This is a genomic window from Methanobrevibacter sp., from assembly GCF_045220775.1.
In the GTDB taxonomy this organism is placed as follows: domain Archaea; phylum Methanobacteriota; class Methanobacteria; order Methanobacteriales; family Methanobacteriaceae; genus Methanocatella.
Map to the genome: position 1 here is coordinate 1 of NZ_JBGUWC010000037.1, position 2,990 is coordinate 2,990.

Annotated in this window: 5 protein-coding genes; all 5 read left to right on the forward strand. The window is 33.3% G+C overall.

Going from position 1 to position 2,990, the window contains the following annotated elements; all coding sequences use genetic code 11:
- The first annotated feature begins 237 nt into the window (after positions 1–237).
- A complete protein-coding gene (locus tag ACJROP_RS01870) occupies positions 238–561 on the forward strand; it encodes a hypothetical protein (RefSeq protein ID WP_406533803.1) in 324 nt (107 codons plus the stop codon).
- 116 nt (positions 562–677) lie between these two features.
- Positions 678–2,114: a hypothetical protein gene (locus ACJROP_RS01875; RefSeq protein WP_406533804.1), complete on the forward strand. Its 1,437-nt coding sequence runs from the start codon at positions 678–680 to the stop codon at positions 2,112–2,114.
- Positions 2,111–2,446: a hypothetical protein gene (locus ACJROP_RS01880; RefSeq protein ID WP_406533805.1), complete on the forward strand. Its 336-nt coding sequence runs from the start codon at positions 2,111–2,113 to the stop codon at positions 2,444–2,446. Before ACJROP_RS01875 ends, ACJROP_RS01880 begins: the two co-directional genes overlap by 4 nt.
- Entirely contained in the window at positions 2,443–2,793 is a 351-nt protein-coding gene (locus ACJROP_RS01885; RefSeq protein ID WP_406533806.1) for a hypothetical protein, read from the forward strand. Before ACJROP_RS01880 ends, ACJROP_RS01885 begins: the two co-directional genes overlap by 4 nt.
- On the forward strand, positions 2,793–2,990 hold a 198-nt coding region (locus ACJROP_RS01890; protein WP_406533807.1), incomplete at its 3' end, for a hypothetical protein. The genes ACJROP_RS01885 and ACJROP_RS01890, both read left to right, overlap by 1 nt.

Below are 2,990 nucleotides of genomic sequence, written 5' to 3' on the forward strand. Positions count from 1 at the left end.
TTTTTTTTGAGGAGGATTTATACGATGAGGCATAATAACTATTACAACCAGTACTGTCATAAAATTTTAGGACAATATTATTTTTTCCATAAAGTTAATAATGCTCGTAGCTTTAGGAAATATCCTGCATTGAAACAAAAAAGAAGCACCAGATTATTCTTACGAAAGAAAAACCAATTAAGAAGATTTGTTTACAGTAATGTTAAACCTAAACGTGATAAAAGGAGGTTATAAACTATGCAAGAAAGATATAGAGTGTGCCCTAGTGCAATGAAAGCTATGGAAGACACTATCAGTGGCTTCCACTGCTTATGTTATGATGAAGTTGAAGCTGAAAAATTAACTGAATTTTTAAATGATGATGAAATCCGAAAGGATGGGATTATAGGTTCTTTAGTTGTCTGTGCAGCTTTAGTTAGAATGTTTGAAAAGCATACTGAGACCCCAATCGTCAAGGCTATTAAGGAGGCAGGTGACTTCAAAGGAGACAATGATTTCAATGAAGAGTTAACTATATTCCAGGATAAGGTTAAGTCAGGATTTCATATTATAAAAAAATAAAAATCTTTTTTTTTCTTTTTTCTATATTTTTTTTAAAGTTATGGTGTTAATGTTTAAATATTAAAAAATATATAATAATATTTAACCATAATACTTTGAGGGGAGGAATTACGGAGATGTCTGAAGTAGACACTGAAATCAGACAATACTATTTAAGAATCAATCTAGACAGATCACAAAGATGCTACTGTGTAAACCGAGTAGGAGGAGCATACCTAGGAACAACCCGAACACTAGAAGAAGCACTATACTACAGAGACCTATACAGTGACATCCGAGAAGGAACAGTACCAAGACCATCTGAACTGGATTTAAAAACAGAAAACCCCTACCTAAATGAAGGATTGAAATATCCAGTACCAGAACGATTACAAAGAGACCCATCTTATAAACCATATGTACCTCGAGGCAGCATATACAAAAGAAGCAGATCCAGTTACTGCCTATACTACAGCAACACATACCTATGCTGCTGCCGAACATATGAACAAGCCTACTACACACTAGAAAAATTAAGGGAAAACAACTGGGATACCAGCAAATTACCAAGCATACAAGCAGAGTATCCTAAATGGTACACATGGTTACTCGGATTTTACAGATATATTGTAGTGGATAAAATCCATGAAAAATCCACTGGCGAAAAAAGGTATATGATAAGCATACCTCAAAAACATATAAAATCTAACAGTACATTAGACATCCTCCGAGGATACACTAACCTCGAAGACGCATTATACGAAAGAGACTTCCTAGTAGCCCATGATTGGGATTACGAATTATTAGTCGAAGCTATTGATGATAAACAAAACCCATATTATAATATGGAATTACCACCATATCCAGAACGTAAAATCCGCAATATCAGCCAACGCAAAACACATGAAAAAGAAATACGATTAATGCAAAAAGAAATACTAGCCAACCCTGAAATATCACAAAGAGAACTCAGCCGAACATTAAATATCCATGATATTAACATAAGAAACTGGTTGAAATTATATGGTACAGATTGGATGAATTTCAAAACTATAATATTAAATGGTGAAGATCCACTAGAAAAACTAACATTAAAACCTTTAGTATACCAACCAGATTTATCACCATCAAAGCCAAGTAACTTCAAAGGATACGTTCATCATAACCATAAAAGCAAAGCCAACCCATGGAATATAGAATACCGACACAAAAGCTATGGAGTATACCCGAACCGTGAATTAGCACTTAAAATAGCTAAAGACCTCGAGAAAGTAGGATGGGATAAATCACAGTTACAATGTATTCAAAGAAAACATGGACATATTGCACCACATGGAAGCCGAGACCTAATCTATAAGAAAGGTAATATTTATTCTGTCCGCAAAACAATTGGCCGTAAACTAGGATACTTTGGAACCTACCCTAATCATCGATTAGCCGAGATAGTACGAGACATATTCCGCAATACTTCCTGGGATAAAACCCGTTTACCAGAAGTCAAAGAACAAGCAAATCAAATCTATAAAATAGAAAATACTTACTACAATAATATGTTCGGAGGAGTACGATTATGAAATTCAAGGAATTATTAGAAACAGATAACCAAAGAAACCAAGCCTATGTCGATTTTGAAAAAGAATTAACAGGATTCAGAAACCAATACAATAACTATGAGTTCGATTTAAACTATAGTGATAATGAACACTTAATAATATTAGTTGAAAATGTAGGGGAATATAATCAGGGAATACATGAGAGTTTATGTAAACAGTTTGATGTTAAATTAGTCTATCTAAATCATTTAACACAACAATCAAATAAAGAAACCTACTCCACATGGGAATATATTTACATGACTAAAGATTCGTTAGAACAAGAATTAAAATGGGAGGACATAAGAGTATGATTGACTTAAGCGAAACTTTAGATATTGGAACCAACTTCCCCGAAACATGGAAAACTTTAGTAAGGGAAATATTATTGAAATTTGAGGATGGGGCTGTTTATCATCATGAAAACATAGCTGGAAATCGACCCTACACTATAGATTTGGTGATTAAAATTGATAATCCATGTGATGATGAAACCTACGAAAAACTACAAAAAGAATCACAGGATAAAGCCGAGCAGAATAAACATATTGAAGAATTAATATTGGAAATCAATAAATTAACTGCTGATGATTTAGAAATTAGCTTAGAAAAAATATTAAGCCTATTAAAAAATAATACTACAGCTGTTGCTGATGAATAATGATTAAAGTAATCGAACAAGACACTGAAGCTAGACTAAAAGAAACACATGACCTATTCATGGAAATAAAACCTTTACTCGATGAAGGCTACAGCTTCAGCAGAGCATTAAAACTAAAAGGCCATCCAGTATACAATTACAAAACCGGATGGTTCAAACACTTAGTCGAATATGCACGTACACAAGGATATGATTAC

Coding starts and splice junctions, on each gene's coding strand:
- ACJROP_RS01870 (WP_406533803.1), top strand. CDS start 238: ATGCAAGAAAGATATAGAGTGTGCCCTAGTGCAATGAAAGCTATGGAA.
- ACJROP_RS01875 (WP_406533804.1), top strand. CDS start 678: ATGTCTGAAGTAGACACTGAAATCAGACAATACTATTTAAGAATCAAT.
- ACJROP_RS01885 (WP_406533806.1), top strand. CDS start 2,443: ATGATTGACTTAAGCGAAACTTTAGATATTGGAACCAACTTCCCCGAA.
- ACJROP_RS01880 (WP_406533805.1), top strand. CDS start 2,111: ATGAAATTCAAGGAATTATTAGAAACAGATAACCAAAGAAACCAAGCC.